Here is a 21085-nt window from a genome sequence, read left to right as displayed (position 1 = left end):
GACATGAAAATGAAAAAAATGATGATTGCGCTGTGCTTGATGCCTTGGGTGACCGGGCTGGCGGGGTGTCAGGAAGATCAAGAGACAGTCAGTGCCACGATTCACCAGCAACACGTGAACGCTGTTGAGGCATTTACAGAAGCCGCCCGGGAGTTGGAGAGTGCCGTCGAGACGCTTTGTCAGGCAAACACGGATGATCATCTGGCGGCAAGCCGCTCAGCATGGCAAGTACTGATGCAGGACTGGATGGTGTTACAGGGGCGGGAAAAAGGCAGTGAAGCTGCACTGGTGCTGACCTGGCAAATTCAATTCTGGCCGGATAAGAAAGACATTACCGGCCGGAAAATGGAACAGCTTCTTGCTCAGAATACACACTGGAACGCGGCATTACTTGCTGATCAAAGTGTCGCCGTCCAGGGAGCGGGTGCCATGGAATGGCTGTTGTACGCGCATCCTGAGCGGTTGCAGCAGCCGCAGGGCTGTGAGTTGGCAACGGCAATAGGTCAGCGCCTGACGCAGAGTGGGGAAGCCCTGATGGATGCCTGGAAAGCCAATCCCTGGCAGGCAATGACACCGCAACTGGCATTGGGCGAATACGTTGGCGCCCTGACCAATCAGCTGGACTTTGCCATGAAGAAGCTGACATTGCCGATGGGCAAACCGGGTCATCCGCGTCCTTATCAGGCCGAGTCCTGGCGCTCTCAAACGTCAATGCGCAATCTGAAAGCCAATGTACAGGCCATGCAATCGCTGTATCTGGCAGAAGGGAAAGGGTTGGATGCTTTATTACGGGCGCAGGGAGAAGCCGAACTGGCTGATCGTATTGCCGGGCAGTTCGACAGCCTGCTCGTCAGCTGGCCGCAAAGCGCCAGCATGGGCGCGTTACTGAAAACACGCGATGGGTATCGCGAACTTATCCATATTTTTAACGGCATGGAGTACATTCGTTTCGCGCTCCATGATGAGGTATCGCCTGCTTTAGGTATTGTCGTAGGATTTAATGCAACCGATGGTGACTGATCTAACAAGACGTGCACTGCTAAAGAAGGCGCTGGGCACTGCTATTTTGCTTCCAACTGCCGGGATTCTGTCAGCCTGTGCTTCAGCCGATATTGCCAGGGAATCGCTGACTCAAGGGCAGTTAACTGGCACAGAAAACGGCGATCGTCTCATCGGCTGCAGCAGAACCGCTGACGGCCGTTATGCCGTTGTCGTGGCAGACGCGCACGGCCAGCCCATTCATCAGATAGCCCTGCCTGAGCGCGGTCACGGGGTAGCGATTCAGCCTGGCGGCGCACTGGCGGTGGCGTTTGCCCGTCGTCCGGGGGCGTATATGCAGGCTTTTTATCCGGCAACGGGAGAGATGCTGCCGCTTCGCCGTGCCGATCAGAACCGCCATTATTACGGTCATGGCGCGTTTTCTGCTGACGGCCGTTACCTGTTCGCCACCGAAGGGGTGAGCACAACCAGTGAAGGTGTGATTGGCGTTTATGATCCGACAGCCGGGCTGCAAAAAGTGGCTGAATATACTGGATTTGGTATTGGGCCGCATGAAGTGGTGCTGGCCGATCCGGACACCCTGGCGATAGGTGTCGGGGGCGTCCATACCTTGGGCCGCGAACCGTTCAATCTGGATAGCATGCAGCCTGCATTAGTGTATCTCGATATTGAGAGCGGGCAAGTGGTCGAGAAAGCTGTGCTGTCAGATAAACGGCTGAGTATCCGGCATCTTGCAGTGACAGATACCGGTGACATCGCCTGCGGTCAGCAATACCGGGGATTGCCAGATCAGGCCGCGCCGCTGGTCCATCTGCATACCCGTGGCAGCGAGCTTCGTCCGTTGTTAGCGGATGAAGAGGACTGGATGCGGTTTAACCACTATATTGCCAGTATTGCCAGCCTGGATGGCTACCTGCTGGCGACCTCGCCGCGAGGCAATTGTTATGGTATCTGGCGTGAAGCAACAGGTGCGCTGGTGGATCTGCAGCCATTGACGGATGCATCCGGGGTGGCCGTCAGTCAGGGACAATGGCTGGTGGGATCCGGGGCGGGCAAAATTCTGACCCGCACACCACTCCAGCCCGGGCGTATCGATCAATCCGCAGTGATGTGGGACAACCACTGGAAATTGCTGTTCAGTTGAAACTTTGAAACAACGGCCTTTCGAAGATCTCGCTACCTTTATCACTATAAACAGGGAAAGCATCGAGTTATCGCTTGATTTTAAGCGGTAATTGCTTTGCTTTGCCATAATGATAGTGATGGTAGCGGAGAGCGCACATGACGAGGCTAGGTCGTATCGGGCTTCTTCTGGTAGCCAGCAGTGTTTCATACATGCTGCAAGCACAGGACGTGTCAATCACAGATCCTCAGTCTGAGATCCGTACAGACATCGAAGCGCCTGTTGCACCAGAAGCGCAAACAAGTGCTGTCGCTGAAGCCGCCCCTGTGGCCGAGGCAGCAGCTGTCGCGCCAACACCGGAGCAGATTCAGGCTCAGAAACAGGCGGAAGAACTCGCGTTGATCCGGCAAAAGTCACTGGCCTGGGTCAATGATGTGTCTGCTCAACTGCCGGACCTGCGGTATAAACAACAGCTTGCCCAGCTCTATCACGGTTTAGGATATGTGCCGCTCTGGCAAGATAGTTTCACCGTGACTGATTTTGAGCAGCAGTTGTGGCTACTGACGCTTGCAGAAACGACTCCGGATTTTAATCAGCGACTGAAACGCCTCAAACAGCTTAAGCAAAGCAACGACTGGCGGCAGTATGATCTGCTGGCGACAGACACCTTGCTGGCGTATCTCAGTTTCATTGAAAATGTCATGGATAACCGTACGCAGTGGCTGTTTAGCGAGGAAGTGCCAGCGCGCATGCCTGCGCCTTCGGATGAACGTCTGGCTGAGTTGATGGCTGTACTGGAGCGTGATCAGTTGAGTGCTTTTGTCGCATCGCTCAAACCGACCGGACGAAATTACAACCAGTTTCTGCAAGCCATCAACCGAATGGAAGCGATAGCGGAGAAGCCCTGGCCTGTGTTCAGTCAGCCCGGCATTATCCGTCTGGGCGCCTGGCTGAGAGATCCTGATGTTCTGATCAGTATGCTGGAACGTTTGGGAGATTTAACGGACTATCAGGCGGAGCAACTCAGAACCGCGGGCAAAAAACATTACAATATCGATCTGGCCGAGGCCGTGAAACACTTCCAGCAACGGCATGGACTAAAAGTGGACGGTGCAATCGGCCCGCAAACCCGTGCCTGGCTCGCAGTGACGCCCCAGGAACGCATCCGCCTGCTGGCACTTAATGCCCAGCGCAGCCGGGTGTGGACGTCTGATTTTCCTTCCCGGCTGGTGGTGAATATTCCTGATTTTGCGTTGAATTTGTGGCTGGATAATCGTATGGTATTTGATGCCAGAGTGATTGTCGGACAGCCCAAACGCCCAACGCCGATTATGAGTTCAAGCTTATCCTCGGTGGTCTTTAATCCTTACTGGAATGTCCCGAACTCCATTATGAGGAAAGATATTCTGCCGAAGGCCCGCTATGACAGCGGCTATCTCTATCGTCATCATTACGACGTGCTCCGCGGCTGGAACAGTAACGAAAAAATACCGATCAGCTCGATCAACTGGCGCTATGTCAATGCGAAAAATTTCCCGTATCGTCTGCGGCAAAAGCCAGGTGCCCATAACGCGCTGGGGCGCTTTAAATTCAATATTCCGAACAATCAGGCGATTTATCTTCACGATACACCGTCAAAAAGTCTGTTTAATAAAGACTTCAGAGCATTCAGCTCAGGCTGTATCCGTGTTCAGGGCGCGGATGAGATGGCAAAAGTGCTGCTCACCTATGCAGGGGTATCCGAACAGCGCTTTGATCAACTGGCCGGGCGCACTTCGACCCGAACTGTGGGTGTGAAACCGAAGATCCAAGTGTTCCTGATTTATCAGACAGCCTGGATTGACGGCGAAGGATTGGTGAATTATCGCAATGATGTGTATCAGTACGACGAGCAGGATAAAAATTCACCAGACTCTGAAAAATTTGCATCAATTTACAAAAATTAAATTCCTTGTGCGTCAATAACTAGTCAGTTTGTTGGCTTTTTTGGTGTCTGTTTTTTGACATTTGTGCGTTGACTCATCGAAAACACACGGCTATCGTGCAGTCGTTTACAGGCTTTTGCGCTTGTTTTTTGTGTTTTACAGTTGAGTTTTTCAGGATGTCAGAAGTAGATAATAAGCGTCGTCAGCTCCTGATCGCGAGCGGGCTGACTTTAGGCGCCTTTATGTTGCCAAAAATGGCGATTGCGAGCCCATACAGCGCGAAAAGTGCTCGTGAGCTGTACCTATGTAACATTCATACCAAAGAAGAATTGGAAACACGTTACTTTGACGGGAAGTTCTATCTGGACAAAGAGTTAAAGCGCATGAACCATATTTGCCGCGACTTTCGTCAGAATGAAGTGGCGCCAATGGACCGACGTCTGTTCGATGCGATTTCCCAGATCCGTGAAGAACTGAGCCATAAAGGCCAGGTTCGTATCATCTCTGGTTACCGTTCGCCCAAAACCAATCAAATGCTGCGCGGCTCCACCAAAGGCGTGGCAAAGAAAAGCTACCACATGACCGGTCAAGCCATTGATTTTAATCTGGAAGGTATTTCTTTGTCTCGTGTCCGCAGTGCAGCGCTGGATCTGAAGCTGGGTGGTGTGGGTTATTATCCTCGCAGCGGGTTTGTGCACATTGACACAGGTCCGGTGCGCCGCTGGTAAGCACAGTACGCAGAACAGCAGGGGTGTGGTATGCTGGCGCGGTTTTGGAACAGTTAGGACAAATGTATGAGTCTGCAGTTTGAAATCGTGCCAGTGACACCGTTTCAGCAGAATTGCTCAATTCTGTGGTGTGATCAAACGCTGGAAGGTGTGGTTGTTGATCCCGGTGGGGATATTGACCGTATCACAGCCCGTATTGCGTCGTTAGGCATCAGGGTGGTGAAGATCGTTCTGACGCATGGTCACTTGGATCATGTTGGCGGCACGGCACCTTTATCATCTCAGCTTGAGGTGCCTGTATGGGGACCGCATAAAGACGACGCGTTCTGGCTGAACTCGCTGCAGCAGCAGTGCCAGATGTTTGGTTTTCCGCCTGTGACTGCGTTTCAGCCTGACCGCTGGCTCGATGAGGGAGACGACATCCACTTCGGTGAACAGAGCCTGGCTGTGTACCATACGCCGGGTCATACACCGGGACATGTGATTCTGCACAGTAAAGAAGCCGGGCTGGCTGCGGTGGGGGATGTGCTGTTTCACGGCAGTATCGGCAGAACCGATTTCCCGCGTGGCGACCATGGCACTTTGATTGCTTCGATCAAAACCAAGTTATGGCCACTGGGCAATGATACGCGCTTTATTCCCGGTCACGGTCCAATGTCGACTTTTGGTGAAGAGCGCGCCAGTAACCCGCACGTTGCGGATGCGATGCCGCTCTGGTAATCCGCTTATCTGGCCTGAGCCAGAAAACGACGCGCCAGGCCGATGAAGTCATCGGCCGGCCTGTCGAGCAGATCTTCTGAAATAAAAAAATCATACCCCATCAACTCTCTGTTGTAGCGCATACGGTTTGCCAGCATCGCCAGCAATCCTTTGTTGATTTTTCCGTTTTCTCCCACATAGTGTTTGTCATCAAATAACATGTCTTCTATGTCGTGCGGCGGATTGTCTGCGCGTTTATACGCCATGATCATCAAACCCCGCTGTTCCATGAGTATCTGACTGGCGATACGGGGACAGATACTGTCCAGGAATTCATCGTAATGTTTGAGTCTGATGCCAATCCAGGGCAGGGGTTTGTGCCAGCCCTGAGTGCTGACCGACGCGCGCCCTATATCTGCGACATTCTGCCACCGGGTCAGCCAGCCGCCGTGCGGACTGTGGTACTGAAGATGCATGAAAGTGAGAGTGAAGGTAATGGGTGACTGCTGGTTCAGCTTTATGCCGATGAGCAGCACAGTCGTCATGGCGAGTAGCAAGAGCCCAACAGCGACGCCGTTAATGTCGGGAAAGGTAAAGACTGTCAGCCCCAGCGCGAATATCGCCAGCAGGCTTAACCAAATCAGATAAGCGCCGGGTTTGGGATGCGGCGACTGAATATAAACACTATTCAAAATAACTCCACAGGTGCATGAAGATTTCACCTTGATCAAGTATGGCAAATTGTTCAGGGATGTTACTCACTGGTTGCGATGAGCGATTTGGGTGTCAATTCATTGGCGACTGTTTATGCAAAGCGTAAGGGCTAGTTTGCATGAAACTCGCGATTTATTCTATTAAGTGCATGAAGTTGAAAAAGATAAAAATGAGATCTTGTCGCTTAAAATACGCAAAATATGGCTTTTATTGTGCTTAAAATAGCCGTTTGCTGGCATTCCTCTGACATCCTTGATATAACTCGCGCTACTTTTTTCCCGCTGGGCATCCAAACTGGCGACTGAAAGTAGTACAACGGAGTAGGAAGTTAATGAGAATCTCTCACAAACGTAAAGTACAGCTTAAACTGCAAAAACGCATCAAAGCGGCCACGGCAGTGACGCAAAAATCTGTCACCAAAGCAGCGGTGAAGCAGGCAGCCCCGGTAGCGGCAGCCAAGCCTCAGGTTGACGTGAAAAAATCAGAAGCGCCAGCGGGTAAAGCCGCAGTGACTGTCTCGCTGACCCCTAAGCAGCAGCAGGTACTGGGCATTGTGGCAAACAATGCTGAAGGCATTAACCCGAAAAGCATTGGCCTTGAAGCCGGTCAGGAAGACAGCAAAGCCGCTTCCTGGGCAACAGGTGCACTGAAAAAACTGGTTGAAGAAGGACTTGTCGAGCGAGTTCAGCTTGCTGGCAATAAAGTCGTATATAAAACGCTATAATTGTCCTTCCCCGTTCCTGAATGATCAGGAGCGGGTTACCTTTCTTGCCTTTTTCAATCATTTATCTCCCTTTTTTACGTATTTCCAGCCACACTCCTCATTCATGACTCATGGCCGATTTTATGGCGCATTTTCGTTTCAGTCTGACGAATTAGTCTGATTCTGCTATACCTATTGAAGAGGATCGGATTATTCACGGATGTAGGCACTCACAGACGAGGTAATATGACAATGATCAGTGCTCGAGAGTTTTCCGAATGGTTGCGTAACCGTTTTGCTGAGGACGAACAGGGTGTGTGTTTAACCCGGGAGGACATTAATCAGCTGACTGGCCGGCAAAGTTTCTCGCTGGGATTTGTGCATGACATTCACTATGAGCTGATGCAGTTTGATATGGCATTCGTTACAGATACATCGCGGGAAAACTTTTATCTGGTCCATATTTCCAAAAAGTCGTGGCGCGATCAGCTGGAACGACAGTATGAACGTGAGCTGTTTTGTAATGTGTTACCGCTGGATAAATCCGGTTGATTTGAAGCACAAATACAGCAAAGTGCAATAACGCATCATACAGAAAGTCAAAAGACAGCCAAAAGAAAGGGGCGCCTGGGCGCCCCTTTCTGTGCAGATAACTGAACCCGAAGGTTACAGGACAGCGGCAATGCCATTACATAGCGGCTGCATGTTATCTTTGGTCATACCCGCAACGCTGATCCGGCCAGAGCCGACGATATAAATCGCAAACTCTTCTTTCAGGCGCGCGACCTGCTCTTTATTCAGGCCAGAGAATGAGAACATGCCATTCTGACGTTCAATAAAGCTGAAGTCGGCGTCTACACCCAAATCTTTCAGGGTCTGCACAAACAGGGTACGCATTTCCTGAATACGGTCACGCATGTCTGCGACTTCCTGCTCCCACTCTGCACGCAGTTCGGCATTGTTCAGGATTTCAGTCACAATCGCTGCGCCGTGAGCGGGTGGGTTAGAGTAGATCACACGGGCAATGCTTTTCACCTGGCTGAATGACGTGCTGGCCACTTCAGCGGTTTTCGCCACCAGAGTGAAGGCACCCACGCGCTCGTTGTACAAGCCAAAGTTCTTGGAGAAAGAGCTGGCGATCAGCAGTTCACTGTTGTGCTCTGTAAAAATACGCAGACCCGCTGCATCTTCTTCAACGCCTTTGGCAAAGCCCTGATAAGCAAAGTCGAACATGGGCAGCAGGTTTTTCTCGGCACAGAATTTTGCGAGTGCCAGCCATTGATCGGCATCCGGGTCGATACCGGTCGGGTTATGGCAGCAACCGTGCAGCAATACCACATCACCCGCTTTGGCATTTGCCAGAGAGCTCAGCAGCGCATCAAAATCCATGCTCTTGGTTTCGGCATTGTAGTATGCATACTGTTCTGTCTGCAGGCCCGCAGCGCCAAAGACACCAAAGTGGTTGGCCCAGGTTGGGTTGCTGATCCACACAGTCACATCGCCCAGCTGGCGTTTAATGAATTCAGCCGCGACGCGCAGTGCACCGGTACCACCCGGCGCCTGAGCCGTTTGAGCACGCTTGTCAGCAATAATGGCAGCATCTTTGCCAAACAGCAGTTCCTGAACAGCCAGACCGTATTCTGCTGTGCCGGGAATGCTCAGATAAGATTTGGTGGTTTCTTTTTCCAGCAGGATAGCTTCAGCTTTTTTCACTGTCGCCAGAACCGGGGTATGGCCCGATTCATCTTTGTAGATGCCAACGCCCAGATTGATTTTCTCAGCGCGAGTGTCATTTTTGAATTCTTCAGTCAGTCCCAGGATAGGGTCTGCTGGTGCGGCAACGATTTTTTCAAACATTCGTGAATCATCCATGCTAGTCAGTGATACGGTCGACGTGCCTGGAAAGACCATCATTTTTCAATGGTCATGTGACTCTGATCGAAATTCTGCAGTCCTTCAAGGATCCGGCAGACAGAAATCCGGTCTGGCTTTTGACATTCCGGTGCGATCAGGCTCCCAAGCAAACAACCATTGTAAAAGAAAATGAAACACAAACATCATCTAATGGAAATTTTCATGTGAGGTTGATCACATTGCGAATTTGCAACTTTTCAAACACACACCTGGCCGTGCCGGGTTACACGGATTGGCATCGGCGATGGCGCTGATGGTCTTTGATAAATTCCATGAATGCCCGGTCAGCAATCGACAGATAGCCATTTTTTCGCCAGGCGATAGCCAGACTCAGTTGGACCGGTTGCTCAAAAGGCACGGCTGCCAGGCCGGATTCGTGCCGGGTGACCATTTCCAGTAACGCGGAGATGGCAAATTCCTGCCGGATGATACTCAGGATCATAGGTAACAGGTTCGTTTCAAATGCAATGTGCTGTTTGAGCTGGTGTGTCTGACAGACATGGTCGATATAGTCGCGATGAAAGTACCCTTGCTTGAACATCACCAGCTCCTGGCTGAAGAATTGTTCGAACGACACCGAGGACTGCCGGGCAAATTCGTGGTTCGGGCTGACGACAGCCACCATTTCAGACGTGAGTAACGGTTCAGCTTCAAGGCTGTCGGGGAGATCGGCACTTCGGATGACACCCAAATCCAGCTCTCCGTTCAGCAGCATCAGACGGATTGACTGGGTGCCGGCTTCGACCAGCGTTAGTTTGAGATTGGGGTAGCGGGATTTAAACCCCATCAGAATGTCGGGGAAAAAATACGACCCCAGCATACTGGGCACACCCAGCCGGACTTCACCTTTTTGTAATCCCTTCAGTTCCGCCATGGCGATCTTTGCATCATCCACCTGTTGCAAAATTAAGCGGGCATGCTGAATCAGTACTTCGCCTTCGTGCGTCAGCACGATCTGGCGATCACTGCGGTGAAATAAGGGCATCTCTAACTGTTGCTCGAATTTCTTAATTGCAATGCTTAAAGCCGGCTGGGCAATGTGCAGTTTTTCTGCGGCTTTCGTGAAACTGCCGTTCTCTGCAATGGTCATGAAATAAGTAAGCTGGCGAATGTCCATTGGCGGCCCTGACTATTAATAAAATATATGGAGTCGATATTTTTTATATATTTTCACTATTACAGGGAAATTGCTACTGTTCCAGCAACTCTTCATCGTCTGGTGGCTGTTTGTGATAGAAATCCATAGCTCTGCCTATCGCCGGGCCAGTTTTGCGCTGGCACTTGGCTCGTTTCTGGTGTTTTGTAATCTGTATCTCTTTCAGCCACTGCTGCCTGTGATGACAGAGGCTTTCTCCGTGAGTGCCACCAAAGTGAACTGGCTGCTGGCGGCCGGGACACTGGCGCTGGCACTGACACTGGTACCATGGGCTGTCAGCTCTGAAATGATTGGCCGGCGCAGGGTCATGCTGATCAGTCTGTTTTTATTGCCGGTTGTCGGTGTGCTCATGCTATTGGCTGAAAGCTTGTTGATATTGAGTCTTGCCCGGGCCCTGATGGGGGCCTCGCTGGCAGGGTTTGCTGCCGTTGCTGTGGCCTATATGGCTGAGGAGTTTTCGCCGAAAGCTTTGTCACTGGCGGTCGGCGGTTATATCAGTGCCAACTCACTGGGCGGTATTGCCGGGCGGCTGTTTGGCGGTTTTGCTTCTGATGCCTGGGGCTGGCAGGGGGCGGTGCTGGGGATGGCAATCTTCAGTTTGATTGGCGCTCTGGTGGTCGCCAGATTATTGCCGCAGCAGCAACATTTCACCCCGCAGCGCGGTCAGCTCAGGCATCACACAAAACACGTGATCCGGCATTTACAGCAACCGGTCTTGTGGATCCCGATGCTGATTGGCGGTATCAACTTTGCCTTGTTTGTGAATTTGTATTCCGTGATGGGGTTCAGACTGGTTTCACCGCCTTATTCCTTGCCGGTCAGCTGGGCATCTTTGATATTTCTGTGTTATTTGAGCGGCACGCTCACTGCAAAACTCAGTGGCAGCTGGAGTATCCGATATAAGCCGGTGAGCGGCATGATACTGGGGACAACAATCAGTGCATTGGGCATGTGGGTTGCCGCGCTGGATTCTGTGTCGGCCATGCTCAGCGGTTTGCTGCTCATCAGCTCCGGTGCATTTTTCACCCACTCCCTGGCGTATGCCTGGGTGAGCCAGAAAGCGAAAACAGGCAAAGCCACGGCAACCGCCCTTTACCTTGTGCATTATTATGTCGGCGGGAGCCTGGGCGGATTTTATCTGATCACCTGCTGGCAGCACTGGAGCTGGTATGGGGTGCTGGTGGGCGGCACTGTGTTGTATCTGGCACTGTATGCCTTGTGCTGGCGCCTTGGAAGAAAGCAGGCCACCGAGCCGGTCGCATCGGTGGCGGTCTGACACGAAATCGGTCAGTGTGCGCTAAGCCTCGCTGTTGGCTTCAACGACAGCTTCTAATGGCTTGCGTCTGTCACGGTACTGATAGCCGTAAGGATGGAAACGGTAGCAGTCGCGACCGGCATCTTTGCATTCGTATAATGCGCGGTCAGCTCGGTCTATCATGGTCATCAGGCTGTCGCCTGAGGTAAAAGTCGCAATGCCGATGCAGGCGGTGATCGACACATGGGTTTCTTCGATATCCGTCGGCAGTTTCAGTGAGCGGATATCGGCTAACATCCGGTCTGCAATTTTTTGCGCTGTTAAGGTATCGCAGCAGGGCAGGCAAAGAATAAATTCTTCGCCACCATAACGTCCGAACAGATCGGTTTTTCGCGAAGCCAGTTGCAGGTGATTGGCAAAGCCCCGCAGCACTTTGTCGCCAACGCCATGCCCCCAGGTATCATTGATGCGTTTGAACCGATCAATGTCAAACAGCAGCAGTGAAAAAGGCTGGCGTTTGGCCTGACAATTTTCCATCGCTTTCTGAGCTTGTTGCAGCAACATGCGCCGGTTGTAAATACCGGTGAGCGGATCCAGTGTGGCCTGACGGTACAAACGCATCAACATGTAAAGCTTGGATAGTTGCGACCAGATGACGACGATTGCCAGCACATTCTGTAACCAGTAGTTGGCCAGTGTTTCCGGCATCAGGACTGTACCTGTCTGTAAATCGACGGTGATTTCGGTGACCGCGGTGAAGGCCAGCAGGCACAGACTTTCCTTTAGCGTAATCGGCAGAATCGTTAAAATAGCGACATGTAAAATCGGCAGCAGTGTATAGCCGTATTCAAAACCGCTGTACACTTTGGGAAAACCCAGTACCCAGATGCAATAGATGTAAAACAGGTTCAGTCCCAGCACCAAGAGTGTCATGCACCATTGTGACTGACGTAAGGTGGTGTGCGTCTCGTTGACTTTGGCAATACCGATTAAAAATAAAGCCAGAACTAAACGGGCGCTGGCGATGCGGGTATCTTCTCCTGTTTTCAGGTAAAAAAAATCAAAAGGTATCCATGCAATGATCAGTACTGCCCAGACAATACAGAGCAGAGAAATTCGGCTGCGCAGGTATCCGCTTCGCGTATTCTGGAAGCTTTGGGTGTGCGCTTTGGCACTCCACAGATCCGGAATATAGAGCTTGAGCGCATGGCACAGCAGCCTATGGTAGTGGTTATCAGTCGATATCATCTTTGCTTCCAGCTCATCTGACATCTGTTTTGTGAGAAAAAACAGACGGTAAACGCCTTTATTTTTATAATCGAACAATTATTCTACAAGATGGGTGGCAAAACCGTGATCTTGGTTCACATAATGCATGTGAAACCAGGTTAATTGTCGGAAATTTTGAGCAATGGATGTTTTTAGTACTGTTCTGATATAATTTCGGGCGTTTTCCTCTGTCTTTTGTAGCCTTCATGAATATGACCTATACCACTTTGCTCATCTCTGCGCTGTTGGGCGCGCAGATCATTCTGACACTGGTTCTGACTAAAGGTGAGATTTGCCCTGGTCAGCGGGGCCGTGTCCATAAGATGCTCCCCGTACTAATGCTGGGCTGGCTAATTGCGTGTATCAACCAGCCGATAGCACTCTTGCCTCTTCTGGGGTTAGCTGGGTTCACTTTCCAGGTAAAAACCGGAAAGACGCGGGATCAGGGCCCGTTGATGCTGTTGTACGCATCGTGCGCGATGGCGTTTCTGAGCTGGCTGTTGGCACTGTCTTTGTTGTCCTGGTTAGAGAAGGGGCAGAGCCTGGTCGCCGTGGCGATGTTTGGCGCTGCACTTGCGCACTTGTTGCTGACCCAGTCACGCACACGTTTGCAGGCTTTTCACCGGATCTTACCGGCGGCTGGCCTGGTGAGTGCCATCCTGAGCGTGTTGTTGTTTTCAGGTCAGCTCTATTCAGTGCCTCAGGCGCAGGTGGAAAGCCAGTTGCTGATGATTTGTGGCGCTCTGTTATTGCTGATTACCGCACAGGTGGTATGGGCGGGCCATATTGTATTGGCGCGACCTGTTAAAGTCTGGCAATTATCCGGTGTGCTTTTCTTGCTGTCTGCCTCAGCAGCGTGTCAGCTTGCAGTGATCTGACTGGTCGAAGGGCGGGTTGAGCGTCTATGCTAACAACAGAAGGGCTGTTTTAACTCTGTCTGATGTTCAAGCGGCAGTCGCCGGAGGAGGGAGAAGTGGAAATCAGTAACTTGCTGAACATGGACGCGAATATTGTACTTGGCATCGTCAATGAAAGGCTGCGCCTGGAATGCGATACCATTGATGATCTCTCCAGCCGCTATGAGCTGGATAAGGATCAGCTCAGAGAAAAAATGGAATCTCTGGGCTATCGTTATGATCCCATTTCCAATCAGTTTAAATAAACACAGGGCACCCGTATCGGTGCCCTTCGTTTTTCAGGTGTCTTTTGTTTGGGCTTCAGGCCGCTTTAATGCCTTCAAGGTGGGTCTGGCACTGTTGCCGGGCTGTCGCAAAAAAAGCCTGAAGGTAATGGCGTTCTTTTTCTGATGCACGGATCGCCGCATACAGTCGTCGCCACAAACCCTGTCCCAGTGGTTTACTGGCGATTAATCCCTGGCGTGCGAAATCATGAATCGCCCAGTTGGGCAGCGCTGCGACGCCCAAACCAGCCGACACCATTTGTACCAGCATCAGGGTGTTATCGGCTTGCTTCCAGACTTTCGGTTCAATGCCGGCAGGCTGCAGAAAATGTTTCACCACATCCAAGCGATTTTTTTGCACCGGATAGGTCAGCATGGTCTGGCTGGCGAGATCAGCCGGTTTAATGGTGCTCAGTTCGGCAAGCGGAGACTGTGGTGACACCACAAGGCGCATCTCAAAATCGAACAGAGGTTCATAGTGTACCTCCGCACGCGGGTTGATATCGGAGGTGATCACCAGGTCCAGTTCCCCGGCAGCCAGAGCCGGTATCGGCTCAAAACTGAAACCGGATGAAAAGTCCAGGCTCACTGCCGGCCAGTTTATCTGGTACTCCTTCAGTGCAGGCATCAGCCATTGAAAGCAGGAGTGACACTCAATTGCCATATGCAGCCGGCCTTTGGCGTCTTCTTTTAAATTGGCCAGTTCATGTTCGGCGCGTGCGATACGGGGCATCAAATCATCAGCCAGTTTCAGCAGGATGTCGCCTTCCGCGGTGAATCTGACCGGACGGGTTTTGCGTAAAAACAGCGGCGCGCCAATCCGTTGCTCAAGATCTTTAATCTGGTGAGATAACGCCGACTGGGTCAGACAAAGCGTCGTCGCCGTTGCCGTCAGGGAGCCTGTGTCTCTCAGTACCGCTAATGTGCGAAGGTGCTTTATTTCAATCATGTTCACTCAGTCCCTGACGTTATCTGCTGCTCAGAGTACTGGTTATCGAGAGAAGTGTAAACATCCAGACGTCTATAATCGATTACATTCAGGGGTTATGAGTGTCGCATAGTGATCTTGTCTCTGTTATCTGAAACCAAATTGGTAAATAGACGGCACCTGACTGAAAATAGGGTTAAAACCCGCTGTGCTTACATGATTGAAGGGAATTTGATGAAGCGACAACGTCTTACATTGATTGGCTTACTCTTGTCAGCCGGGTTGCTCTTGTCGATAGTCATGTTGTTTTTTTTCTCTCACCTGGAGACACGCCGCATTCAGCAGGAATTTGAATCGGATGTTACAGAAGCCTCACACGCTTTTATCCAGGCGATGAACAGTCATTTTGAAGCGCTGTATACCCTGCAACTGAATCTGGACACGCATGGGATTCCGGACGCCCAAGGTTTCACGGCACTGACAGATAAAATTCTGGCCCGTTTTCCGGCGATTACGGCTCTGGAGTGGATTCCCGAAGTCGCACAGGCCGATCGTGCCAGCTTGGAGCAACGGGCGAATGCGTGGCTGCCCGGCTATGTGATTACCGAACAGGTCGCATCCGGTGAGCGTGTCACGGCCAGCGAGCGTGCGATTTATTATCCGGTTTACTATGTCGAGCCTGTCACCGGAAACGAAGCCGTCATCGGCTATGATCTGGGGTCGCATTCACTGCGTTTTGAGGCGATTCAGCGCGCCAGAGATACCGGCCAGCTGCAACTGACTGTCCCGCTACAGATCCAGCGCAATGATGTGGTTGCTCAGGGTATCCTCAGCCTGTTGCCCGTGTATGAATTCCCTGAACCGATGTCGGAGACTGAACGGCAGGACAGCCTGCTGGGTTTTGTGGCTGGGGTGTTTAATCCTGCACAGATTTTTCTCTCCTCACCTGGCTTAACTCAGGTCAAACCCTTTGCACTGACACTGATTGATACACAGGCCCCCCAGTCAAACAAGCTGGTATTTAGTCTGGTCCCTGTGTCGGATACCGGGCCGGTTAGCCAGCAAAAGCATTACCACTACAGCCAGAAAGCGCTGACTCAGGAGGCGATCGCCCGCGAGTATGCGCCTGATTATCGCTACGTTCATCAGGTCCTGAGCAAAGGCGGGCGACGCTGGGTGATTGAAGCCACACCGATGCAGGATTATATCCGTCAGCATCAGTCATCCACACCCTGGTGGGTGTTCTGGGGCGTGAACGCATTTTTTGCCGTCGCCGCTTTGGTCTGTTTTTTTGTGTTCCAGCGGGGTCAGCACTATCTGGATAATCTGAATCAGCAACATGACAGATTGCTGGCTGTGAACGAAAAACTGGAACGCATGAGCCTGATCGACCCGCTGACAGGAATCGCGAACCAGCGGGCGTTTGAAGAAAGCCTCGACAAAGCAGTCAGAATTGCACGGCGGGAGAAATCCCCACTGGTGGTGGTGCTGATCCAAATTGATGACTATGCGGATTTTGTCCGTCAGTGTCCGCAGGACATGTATGAGTCCAGCCTCAGGATGCTGGCTAATGAACTGGGCAGAACATTGAAACGTCCTGCCGATATGGTGGCACGGCTTGATGATGACAGGTTTGCTGCTGTTTTGCCGAATACCAACAATGGCGAAGTCGTTGCCCGGCTTTTACGTGCCGCTGCGGAGCGCCTGAACCTGGCCAACAGTGACATGAGTGCCAACCCTTATCTGACGGTCTCTGTGGGCGCGATAACTGTTTTTGACCTTCAGGGATTTACCGCTGAAGCTTTGTTTCATCAAACAGAAGCTTTGCTGTATCAGGCACAGCAGGAAGGACTGAATAAGGTAAGCGCGGAGGTTCGTCAGCAACAAGCATCAACTGAACAGGCGCTCAGTTGATGCTGTCAGACAGAATGGTGCGGATTACATGGGTTGGGTGGCGGTGAAAGTCAGAGTATGCTGATTATTACTGAGCGTCAGCGTATTGCCTTTGACTTCGGCTTTGCTCCACTGGCTTAAAGTATCACTCATCACACGTTCCAGTTTCATCGCATCATCCGGGCAGGCCATCATGGTCATGCCCATTTTTTCAATGCGGAACTGGCCGTCTTTCAGCTCGGCAGAACCGAAATAGCGGTTACAGCCGGAATGCCCATGTGCCATGGTGTTATTTTCAAATCCCAGAGTCGGTACGGCGCCCCTGCTCGGGATAGTGACGGCCTGATTGTCGATCTTGGACAGTTCCCACTCATATTGTGTCAGATCAGCAGAAGTGTCAGCCGTTGTGTTGCCACCGGTTCCGGCGCAGGCAGATAACAGCAGGGCAGTGCCCATGGCAGTCAGCAGGTGTTTTTTCATTGTATTTCCCCAAATGGATTCGAAGATTTTTGACTCACGATAAGACAAAAAATTCCGTAAACCGTGTTTTTTTAGTGTAGAAGCATTTCGACAGCTTGTTTATGTGTCGTTCTTTTCCGGGCTGACCATGTGTAAATGCACATCCTGCTGTGGGAATGGAATAGAAACGCCTTCTTTGTCGAACCGCAGTTTGACTTCACGCGTCACGTCCCAGTACACATCCCAGTAGTCGTCCGTTTTCACCCAGGGGCGGACAATAAAGTCCACCGAAGAAGTATTCAGCGTATGGACTTTGATGGTTTTTTCCGGGGTGCGCAGCACAGCCGGATGGTTATCAATGATGTCATGTAAAATGGCTTCGGCTTGCTCAATGCTGTCTTTATAGCCGATCCCAAACACCATATCGACACGGCGAACACGCTCATGGGTGACATTCTTGATGGTATCTCCCCAGATTTTACTGTTCGGCACGATGATGATCTGATTATCAAAGGTACGGATAGTAGTGTTGACCAGGCTCATGTGGCTGACTTTTCCGGACACGCCGCCGGCTTCGACAAAATCACCGACGTCAAAAGGACGGTAAATCAGCAGCATCATCCCTGAAGCAAAATTGGACAGGGTATCTTGCAAAGCAAAACCGATAATCACACCGGCCACACCGAAACCTGTCAGTATCGGCGCCAGATTCAGCCCAACCTGTGACAGGGCAATTAACAGCCCGAGGAAAAAGACCGCTTTACCTGACATCGAAATGAAGAAGTCCTGCATCAGCTGCGACATCTTGAGATTGGGGGAAGCCACAGCGCGTTTCACCACTTTTCGTGTCAGGTTTTTTAACAGCCGGAACAGTAACAGGACCAGGGCGAAGATAAACACCTTGAACAACACCTGCGGCGTATTATCAATCAGCCAGGTTTTCAGACTTTCGGCCCAGGCAGAAACAATCGAGTAGATCACCTGAGGATTCAGGATGTCATTGGTGAGATCACCCGTCACTTCAAACTGCTGTTTTTTATAGTTCGAGGTATCGATCTGTGCCTGATCACCGAGGCTGATCAAGTAGTTCAGGCGGTCAATATCACTCGCCAGTTTGCGCTGTGCCAGAATGTGCATCAGCTGGAGTGTGGCTTTCTCACTCTCTGACGCTTCTTTGAGCTGCTTGGCCAGCACTTTTTCCTGCTGGTTATTGTATTCCAGTGAGGCAGAAACAAACTCTAACCGGTTGGCGATGGCTTTTGCCAGCTTGGCTTTTTTCTGATCTGTATTGTGACCCAGCAGTTCCATCCACTGATAGTTTTCCCACTGCTCGCCCAGCATCTGAACAGACAGCATACGATCTTCGTTCAACTGTTTGAGCTTGAGTAACTGCTCTTCCTGCGAGGCTTTGTCCAGCGCTTTTTCATCTGCCTGAATTTTACTGTTCAGATAGCTGGCCGTATTGTCGGTATAGCGTTCCTGCCGCTTCACGTAATCGAGCAAGGTGGCGGCTGTCCCTTCAGGCGGCTCGTTGATGAATTCTCCGATCCGGTCCCGCAATTCATTATTTTTATTCAGGACTTGCATGCGAAGGACATCGCGTGTGGTACCGGTTCGGTCCTGGCCGGCCTGATACAGTTCCATGACTTCCTGATTTAACTGCGACAGTTCATCAAGCGGAGAGGCGGGTGTTTCCGTCTGAGCTAACACATTGAAGCTGTAGGTTAGCAACGTCATCAAGAGTAAAAGCTTGCGCATAGTAGAGCGGTATTCCGGTTCAGGGAGATAAAAACAGCACATCGCGGCAATCATGAGTGCCGCGATGAGAATGAATGCAGTGATTATAACATGCGAATTCTAGCCGGTGGCTTCAGAGTAAGTCCTGTTGGCAGAGGAATTGATGATGATCAAATTGCCAGCACCAGTCGGGTGTCCACACTTCCTGATTTAGAATGACCAGCATCGGTCGGTGAATTTGATGCAGCATATACCAGAGGGCGGGGTAGTGACGTTGGTCGCAGATCAGGGCGTCGCATCCTGAAGCCGCAAGGGTGTCAGCCAGCAGTTGCTGGTGGCTCACTTGCGAATAGGTAAAGGCCATCAGGTTTTGTAAGCGGCAATAGGCGGCATACTGCTGCGTCATGATGCGCGAGGATTGCAGAATACCTGTGAGTTTAGGGTGAGCATCCATTGCTGCAAGCTTGTTAATCCAGGATTTAGCATGTGAAATTTCATGATTCTTTTGCATCATCTCACCTGTCTGACCTTGGTCTGAATATCCGGCGTCAATAGAATTAATCAGTGTTCATTTAAGTGTAAGTCCGGTTGTTGTGTGAAATGTCAGAAATGGGTAAAAAAAGCACAAAAAAAAGCCCCCGATCCGGGGGCAAATACTTACCATCGCTTTTATTATCTGTCGTTTCGGGGATCTGCTGTTTCGGGGGACAGGCCGGTTTTCACGGCCTGCGAAACAGTCTGGGCTCCGGGCTTAGCCGAAGTCACCGTTGACATAGCCGCGAGTACGGTCATCACGCGGATTGTTAAAGAGTGCAAATGTATCGTCATGTTCGACCAGCTCACCCATCAGGAAGAAAGCGGTCCGGTCTGAAATACGGCGCGCCTGCTGCATCGAGTGAGTGACGATCACGATCGTGAAGTCTTTTTTCAGGGACTCCATCAGGTCTTCAATTTTCTTGGTTGCGATCGGATCCAGTGCAGAAGTGGGTTCATCCATCAGAATGACCTCTGGCTCCATGGCGATGGTGCGGGCGATACACAGACGTTGCTGCTGACCACCAGACAAACCGAAGGCGTGCGATTTCAGGCGATCTTTCACCTCATCCCACAGCGCTGCGCCGCGCAGCGATTGCTCGACCACTTCATCCAGACGTTTTTTGTCGGTTACTCCCTGAGCACGCAAGCCGTAAGCCACGTTCTCGTAAATGCTCATCGGGAATGGGTTGGGCTTCTGGAACACCATGCCTACTTTAATGCGCAGTCTGGAAACATCGATGTTGCCGTAGACGTCTTCACCGTCCATCGACAGCTTGCCCTTGATCTTCACCCCTTCAATCAGGTCATTCATGCGGTTCAGGCAGCGCAGCAGTGTGGATTTACCACAGCCGGACGGGCCAATCAGTGCAGTCACCTGGCGGTTTGGAATTGGCAGATTAATCTTTTTCAGTGCCTGGTTGTCGCCGTAAAACAGGTCCAGATTTTCAATGTTAAATTTGTTCATGATGTATTTCCCCGAAATCAGTAAGTCGCAGTGTTAAAGCGTTTCGCAAGCAGTTTGGTGCACAAGTTGATGATCAGAACAACCACAATCAGAATGGTGGCAGTGGCGTAAGCCTGATGCCATTCATGAATGGTGTAGAGTTCCTGCGTCAGCTTGTACAGGTGCACGGTGAGCGTCCGCCCGGAGTCCATCAGACTTTCCGGGAGACGGGCCACCATGCCTGCTGTCATGAACACGGGTGCTGATTCACCAATGACACGACCTACACTGAGGATGATAGAAGTCACGATGCCTGGCATTGCACTTGGCAAGATCAGACGCCAGATAGTGTAAATTTTTGATGCGCCCAGTCCGTATGAACCTTCACGATACGTTTGCGGCACCGCCATCAGGGCTTCTTCTGTGGTGCGGATGATCACCGGCAGGATCAGAATGCTCAGGGTCAGGGCACCAGACAGGATCGAGAACCCAAAGCCAAGCACAACCACAAAGAAGGTCATCCCGAACAGGCCGTAAATAATCGACGGAATACCGGCCAGCGACTCAGTACAGAAGCGGATGACTTTGACCAGGCGGCTGCCGACTTTGGCATACTCTGTCAAATAAATCGCGGTCATGATCCCCATGGGCGCAGCCACCAGAATCGACGCCAGCACCATGTAGAGCGTGGCAACGATCATCGGCCAGATACCGGATTCTTCACCCAGCGTTGTGTAGTTGCTGGAAATGAATGTCCAGTCGACGTAGGCCAGGCCATTGCTCAGGATGTACCAGACCACCCACAGCAGAAAACCGACTGTGACTGTGGCGGAGGTCCAGATCACCCCCAGATAGATTTTGTCTTTGAGTTGTTGTCTGGCAGGGTTACTCGCCTGCAGATGTGTGGTTGTTGATAGCGTCAT

Annotated in this window: 21 protein-coding genes; 11 read left to right on the top strand and 10 right to left on the bottom strand. The window is 51.4% G+C overall.

Annotated elements, in window-relative coordinates:
• The first annotated feature begins 9 nt into the window (after nt 1–9).
• The 5 genes from LN341_RS09215 to LN341_RS09195 all read left to right on the top strand — a co-directional run bounded on the left by LN341_RS09215 (nt 10) and on the right by LN341_RS09195 (nt 5495).
• Nucleotides 10–1020, top strand: a complete 1011-nt coding sequence (locus LN341_RS09215; protein WP_234203131.1) for an imelysin family protein — start codon at nt 10–12, stop codon at nt 1018–1020.
• Nucleotides 1001–2143: a DUF1513 domain-containing protein gene (locus LN341_RS09210; RefSeq protein ID WP_234203130.1), complete on the top strand. Its 1143-nt coding sequence runs from the start codon at nt 1001–1003 to the stop codon at nt 2141–2143. The genes LN341_RS09215 and LN341_RS09210 overlap by 20 nt, the downstream gene beginning before the upstream one ends.
• 137 nt (nt 2144–2280) lie before the next feature.
• A complete protein-coding gene (locus LN341_RS09205; protein ID WP_234203129.1) occupies nt 2281–4068 on the top strand; it encodes a murein L,D-transpeptidase in 1788 nt (595 codons plus the stop codon).
• A gap of 155 nt (nt 4069–4223) precedes the next feature.
• On the top strand, nt 4224–4775 hold the full coding sequence (locus LN341_RS09200; RefSeq protein ID WP_046219772.1) for a YcbK family protein: 552 nt from the start codon (nt 4224–4226) through the stop codon (nt 4773–4775).
• 66 nt (nt 4776–4841) lie between these two features.
• Entirely contained in the window at nt 4842–5495 is a 654-nt protein-coding gene (locus LN341_RS09195; protein ID WP_234203128.1) for an MBL fold metallo-hydrolase, read from the top strand.
• Nucleotides 5496–5500: 5 nt separating this feature from the next.
• Here LN341_RS09195 and LN341_RS09190 read toward each other — a convergent pair whose 3' ends face one another.
• Entirely contained in the window at nt 5501–6166 is a 666-nt protein-coding gene (locus LN341_RS09190) for a DUF2982 domain-containing protein (RefSeq protein WP_046219774.1), read from the bottom strand.
• Between the two features lie 353 nt (nt 6167–6519).
• On the opposite strand from LN341_RS09190, the gene LN341_RS09185 reads away from it, so the two are divergent.
• On the top strand, nt 6520–6912 hold the full coding sequence (locus LN341_RS09185; RefSeq protein WP_046219775.1) for a MarR family transcriptional regulator: 393 nt from the start codon (nt 6520–6522) through the stop codon (nt 6910–6912).
• A gap of 225 nt (nt 6913–7137) precedes the next feature.
• Nucleotides 7138–7443, top strand: a complete 306-nt coding sequence (locus tag LN341_RS09180; protein WP_027253270.1) for a hypothetical protein — start codon at nt 7138–7140, stop codon at nt 7441–7443.
• A gap of 114 nt (nt 7444–7557) precedes the next feature.
• Here the strand turns inward: LN341_RS09180 and LN341_RS09175 are convergent, their stop codons facing one another.
• On the bottom strand, nt 7558–8748 hold the full coding sequence (locus LN341_RS09175; protein WP_234203127.1) for an amino acid aminotransferase: 1191 nt from the start codon (nt 8746–8748) through the stop codon (nt 7558–7560).
• Between the two features lie 280 nt (nt 8749–9028).
• Nucleotides 9029–9922 (bottom strand): LysR family transcriptional regulator, encoded by an 894-nt coding sequence (locus LN341_RS09170; protein ID WP_234203126.1) that lies wholly within the window; start codon nt 9920–9922, stop codon nt 9029–9031.
• Between the two features lie 112 nt (nt 9923–10034).
• Between LN341_RS09170 and LN341_RS09165 the strand changes: the two genes are divergently transcribed.
• Nucleotides 10035–11237, top strand: coding sequence for an MFS transporter (locus tag LN341_RS09165; RefSeq protein WP_234203125.1), 1203 nt, complete (start codon nt 10035–10037; stop codon nt 11235–11237).
• Nucleotides 11238–11258: 21 nt separating this feature from the next.
• Here LN341_RS09165 and LN341_RS09160 read toward each other — a convergent pair whose 3' ends face one another.
• Nucleotides 11259–12464, bottom strand: a complete 1206-nt coding sequence (locus LN341_RS09160; RefSeq protein WP_046219883.1) for a GGDEF domain-containing protein — start codon at nt 12462–12464, stop codon at nt 11259–11261.
• A 227-nt stretch (nt 12465–12691) separates the two neighbouring features.
• Here LN341_RS09160 and LN341_RS09155 point away from each other — a divergent pair, with 227 nt between their 5' ends.
• On the top strand, nt 12692–13363 hold the full coding sequence (locus LN341_RS09155; protein WP_234203124.1) for a hypothetical protein: 672 nt from the start codon (nt 12692–12694) through the stop codon (nt 13361–13363).
• A gap of 95 nt (nt 13364–13458) precedes the next feature.
• On the top strand, nt 13459–13647 hold the full coding sequence (locus LN341_RS09150; RefSeq protein ID WP_046219884.1) for a DUF4250 domain-containing protein: 189 nt from the start codon (nt 13459–13461) through the stop codon (nt 13645–13647).
• A gap of 55 nt (nt 13648–13702) precedes the next feature.
• Here LN341_RS09150 and metR read toward each other — a convergent pair whose 3' ends face one another.
• Nucleotides 13703–14614: an HTH-type transcriptional regulator MetR gene (metR, locus tag LN341_RS09145; RefSeq protein WP_046219778.1), complete on the bottom strand. Its 912-nt coding sequence runs from the start codon at nt 14612–14614 to the stop codon at nt 13703–13705.
• A 213-nt stretch (nt 14615–14827) separates the two neighbouring features.
• On the opposite strand from metR, the gene LN341_RS09140 reads away from it, so the two are divergent.
• Nucleotides 14828–16507 carry a CHASE domain-containing protein gene (locus tag LN341_RS09140; protein ID WP_046219779.1) on the top strand — a complete coding sequence of 560 codons (1680 nt, stop codon included), beginning with the start codon at nt 14828–14830 and terminating at the stop codon, nt 16505–16507.
• 24 nt (nt 16508–16531) lie between these two features.
• On the opposite strand, the gene LN341_RS09135 is transcribed toward LN341_RS09140, so the two are convergent.
• The 5 genes from LN341_RS09135 to pstA all read right to left on the bottom strand — a co-directional run bounded on the left by LN341_RS09135 (nt 16532) and on the right by pstA (nt 21085).
• Nucleotides 16532–16966 (bottom strand): META domain-containing protein, encoded by a 435-nt coding sequence (locus LN341_RS09135; RefSeq protein ID WP_046219780.1) that lies wholly within the window; start codon nt 16964–16966, stop codon nt 16532–16534.
• 99 nt (nt 16967–17065) lie between these two features.
• Nucleotides 17066–18703: a mechanosensitive ion channel family protein gene (locus LN341_RS09130; RefSeq protein ID WP_234203123.1), complete on the bottom strand. Its 1638-nt coding sequence runs from the start codon at nt 18701–18703 to the stop codon at nt 17066–17068.
• A 112-nt stretch (nt 18704–18815) separates the two neighbouring features.
• Nucleotides 18816–19196 carry a hypothetical protein gene (locus tag LN341_RS09125; RefSeq protein ID WP_052729910.1) on the bottom strand — a complete coding sequence of 127 codons (381 nt, stop codon included), beginning with the start codon at nt 19194–19196 and terminating at the stop codon, nt 18816–18818.
• A 237-nt stretch (nt 19197–19433) separates the two neighbouring features.
• Nucleotides 19434–20183 (bottom strand): phosphate ABC transporter ATP-binding protein PstB, encoded by a 750-nt coding sequence (pstB, locus tag LN341_RS09120; RefSeq protein WP_046219782.1) that lies wholly within the window; start codon nt 20181–20183, stop codon nt 19434–19436.
• A 17-nt stretch (nt 20184–20200) separates the two neighbouring features.
• Nucleotides 20201–21085: a phosphate ABC transporter permease PstA gene (gene pstA / locus LN341_RS09115; RefSeq protein ID WP_046219783.1), complete on the bottom strand. Its 885-nt coding sequence runs from the start codon at nt 21083–21085 to the stop codon at nt 20201–20203.

Source organism: Photobacterium sp. TLY01, from assembly GCF_021432065.1.
Taxonomy (GTDB): Bacteria; Pseudomonadota; Gammaproteobacteria; order Enterobacterales; family Vibrionaceae; genus Photobacterium; species Photobacterium halotolerans_A.
The sequence above is the reverse complement of the archived record's forward strand: the minus strand, read 5'-3'. Positions and strand labels throughout refer to the sequence as shown.

Excerpts from the sequence above, each read along its gene's own strand:
- LN341_RS09135 (WP_046219780.1), bottom strand. The coding sequence starts at position 16,966 with ATGAAAAAACACCTGCTGACTGCCATGGGCACTGCCCTGCTGTTATCT.
- LN341_RS09140 (WP_046219779.1), top strand. The coding sequence starts at position 14,828 with ATGAAGCGACAACGTCTTACATTGATTGGCTTACTCTTGTCAGCCGGG.
- pstB (WP_046219782.1), bottom strand. The coding sequence starts at position 20,183 with ATGAACAAATTTAACATTGAAAATCTGGACCTGTTTTACGGCGACAAC.
- LN341_RS09210 (WP_234203130.1), top strand. The coding sequence starts at position 1,001 with ATGCAACCGATGGTGACTGATCTAACAAGACGTGCACTGCTAAAGAAG.
- LN341_RS09205 (WP_234203129.1), top strand. The coding sequence starts at position 2,281 with ATGACGAGGCTAGGTCGTATCGGGCTTCTTCTGGTAGCCAGCAGTGTT.
- LN341_RS09175 (WP_234203127.1), bottom strand. The coding sequence starts at position 8,748 with ATGTTTGAAAAAATCGTTGCCGCACCAGCAGACCCTATCCTGGGACTG.
- metR (WP_046219778.1), bottom strand. The coding sequence starts at position 14,614 with ATGATTGAAATAAAGCACCTTCGCACATTAGCGGTACTGAGAGACACA.
- LN341_RS09200 (WP_046219772.1), top strand. The coding sequence starts at position 4,224 with ATGTCAGAAGTAGATAATAAGCGTCGTCAGCTCCTGATCGCGAGCGGG.
- LN341_RS09215 (WP_234203131.1), top strand. The coding sequence starts at position 10 with ATGAAAAAAATGATGATTGCGCTGTGCTTGATGCCTTGGGTGACCGGG.
- LN341_RS09125 (WP_052729910.1), bottom strand. The coding sequence starts at position 19,196 with ATGATGCAAAAGAATCATGAAATTTCACATGCTAAATCCTGGATTAAC.
- LN341_RS09160 (WP_046219883.1), bottom strand. The coding sequence starts at position 12,464 with ATGATATCGACTGATAACCACTACCATAGGCTGCTGTGCCATGCGCTC.
- LN341_RS09180 (WP_027253270.1), top strand. The coding sequence starts at position 7,138 with ATGACAATGATCAGTGCTCGAGAGTTTTCCGAATGGTTGCGTAACCGT.
- pstA (WP_046219783.1), bottom strand. The coding sequence starts at position 21,085 with ATGACGCTATCAACAACCACACATCTGCAGGCGAGTAACCCTGCCAGA.
- LN341_RS09195 (WP_234203128.1), top strand. The coding sequence starts at position 4,842 with ATGAGTCTGCAGTTTGAAATCGTGCCAGTGACACCGTTTCAGCAGAAT.
- LN341_RS09130 (WP_234203123.1), bottom strand. The coding sequence starts at position 18,703 with ATGCGCAAGCTTTTACTCTTGATGACGTTGCTAACCTACAGCTTCAAT.
- LN341_RS09185 (WP_046219775.1), top strand. The coding sequence starts at position 6,520 with ATGAGAATCTCTCACAAACGTAAAGTACAGCTTAAACTGCAAAAACGC.
- LN341_RS09170 (WP_234203126.1), bottom strand. The coding sequence starts at position 9,922 with ATGGACATTCGCCAGCTTACTTATTTCATGACCATTGCAGAGAACGGC.
- LN341_RS09155 (WP_234203124.1), top strand. The coding sequence starts at position 12,692 with ATGAATATGACCTATACCACTTTGCTCATCTCTGCGCTGTTGGGCGCG.